General features: G+C 74.4%; 2 protein-coding genes. Both read left to right on the top strand.

What is annotated here, in order from left to right; all coding sequences use genetic code 11:
* The first annotated feature begins 38 nt into the window (after positions 1-38).
* The gene (locus EAD96_RS00325; protein ID WP_121682868.1) at positions 39-1,187 is read left to right on the top strand and encodes a geranylgeranyl reductase family protein; all 1,149 of its coding nucleotides are present in this window, start codon (positions 39-41) and stop codon (positions 1,185-1,187) included.
* A gap of 31 nt (positions 1,188-1,218) precedes the next feature.
* Positions 1,219-1,989 (top strand): isoprenyl transferase, encoded by a 771-nt coding sequence (locus tag EAD96_RS00320; RefSeq protein ID WP_120571629.1) that lies wholly within the window; start codon positions 1,219-1,221, stop codon positions 1,987-1,989.
* Positions 1,990-2,010 lie beyond the last annotated feature (21 nt).

Here is a 2,010-nt window from a genome sequence, read left to right as displayed (position 1 = left end):
TAGTCTCGTGGGCTCGGAGATGTGTATAAGGGACAGTCGTGGTGGTGGGAGCGGGGCCGGCCGGGGCCGCCGCGGCGCTCGGTGCGCGGCGTGCCGGCGCGGCGCGGGTGCTGCTGCTCGACCGGTCCGACTTCCCCCGCGACAAGGCGTGCGGGGACGGCATCGCCGCGCACGCGCTGGACGTCCTCGCCGAACTGGGCGTGACCGGGGCGGTCGACGGCTACCCGCCGCTGCCCGCACTGCGCCTGGTCGGCCCCGGCGGCGGCACCGTCGCGAGGACGCTGCCCCGGCCCGCGTACACGGTGCCCCGCCAGGTGTTCGACGCACGCCTTGTCGCGGCGGCGGTTGCCGCCGGCGCGGAGTTGCGGCGGCACACCGTACGCCGGGTGGAGATCGCCGCCGACCGGGTGCTGCTCGACGGAGAGCTGTCCGCGCGGGCGGTGGTCGGCGCGGACGGCGCCGGATCGGTGGTACGGCGCGCGCTCGGCCACCCGGTCAACCCGGACCGGCATCTGGCCCTAGCCATCCGGGGCTACGCGCCCGCGCCGGCCGGGCCGCCCGAACAACTCATCGTCACCTCGGCGGCGCGCTGGCCCGCGTACGCCTGGGCCTTTCCGATCGGCGACGGACGCGCGAACGTCGGGTACGGGGAGGTGCTGCGCGGCGAACCGCTGACCCGCGCGCACCTGCTGGACCGGATGGCCGCGCTGCTGCCGGACGTCGACCCGGCGACGGTCACCGACCTGCGGGCGCACCACCTGCCGCTGTCCACCCACCGCCCGGCGCCCGGCCGGGGCAGGGTGCTGCTGGCCGGGGACGCGCTGTCGCTGATCAACCCGTTCACCGGCGAGGGGATCTTCTACGCGCTGCGCTCCGGCGCGCTGGCCGGCGCGGCGGCGGCCGGCTCTCCCGCCGAGGCCGCCCGGGCGTACGCCGCCGCGCTGCGCGCCCGGCTCGGCACCCACCTGCGGCACAGCTCGGTCGCGGCGTGGCTGGCCCGGCGGCGCCGGGTGGTCGACGCGGCGGTCGGCGCGGCCCGGCGGGACGAGCGCGTCTACCGCACCGTGGTGGAGCTGGGACTCGGCGACGGCCGCCTGGACGCGCGCACCCTGATGGCGATCGGGGCGGACCTGCCGCGACCGCGCCGGACCGTCTCACCCTCAGGTGATATGCCACCGAGACACTGATCTCTCCCGCGGGTCGCTACCCTGCAAGGTGATGACTCTGCGGAAACTCCTCTACTCCGTGTACGAGCGCCGGCTGACGGCGAAGCTCGCGGGCAAGCCCGTACCCGCACACGTCGGCGTGATGTGCGACGGCAACCGCAGATGGGCCCGGGAAATGGGCTTCGTCGACCCGAACGACGGCCACCGGATGGGCGCCGAACGGATCAAGGAGCTGCTCCGCTGGTGCGACGCGGCCGGCGTCGGGCACGTCACACTCTGGCTGCTCTCCACCGACAACCTCTCCCGCCCGGCCGCCGAGCTGGACCCGCTGCTCCAGATCATCGAGGACCTCACGACCGAGCTGGCCGAGGAGGGCAACCCCTGGCGGCTGCGGATGGTCGGCGCGCTCGATGTGCTGCCGGCGCAGCACGCCGCCGCGCTCAAGGCCGCCGAGGAACGCACCCGCGACCGCGACGGCGGGGCTCAGGTCAACATCGCGGTCGGGTACGGCGGGCGGCGCGAGATCGCCGACGCGGTCCGCTCGCTGCTGCTGGAGCACGCGGCCAACGGCGGCACGATCGAGGAGCTGGCCACCTCGCTCGACGTCGACCACATCTCCGAGCACCTCTACACGAAGGGGCTGCCGGACCCGGATCTGATCATCCGGACCAGTGGTGAGCAGCGGCTCTCCGGCTTCATGCTCTGGCAGAGCGCGCACTCGGAGTTCTACTTCTGCGAGCTGAACTGGCCCGACTTCCGCAAGGTCGACTTCCTGCGTGCCCTGCGCTCCTACGCCACCCGCCAGCGCCGCTTCGGCACCTGACCCCCTCCCCCCTCTTATACA

The organism is Micromonospora sp. BL1 (assembly GCF_003667485.1).
GTDB classification, from domain to species: Bacteria; Actinomycetota; Actinomycetes; order Mycobacteriales; family Micromonosporaceae; genus Micromonospora; species Micromonospora tulbaghiae.
This window is presented reverse-complemented; position numbering and strand designations above follow the sequence as displayed.

Coding starts and splice junctions, on each gene's coding strand:
- EAD96_RS00320 (WP_120571629.1), top strand. CDS start 1,219: ATGACTCTGCGGAAACTCCTCTACTCCGTGTACGAGCGCCGGCTGACG.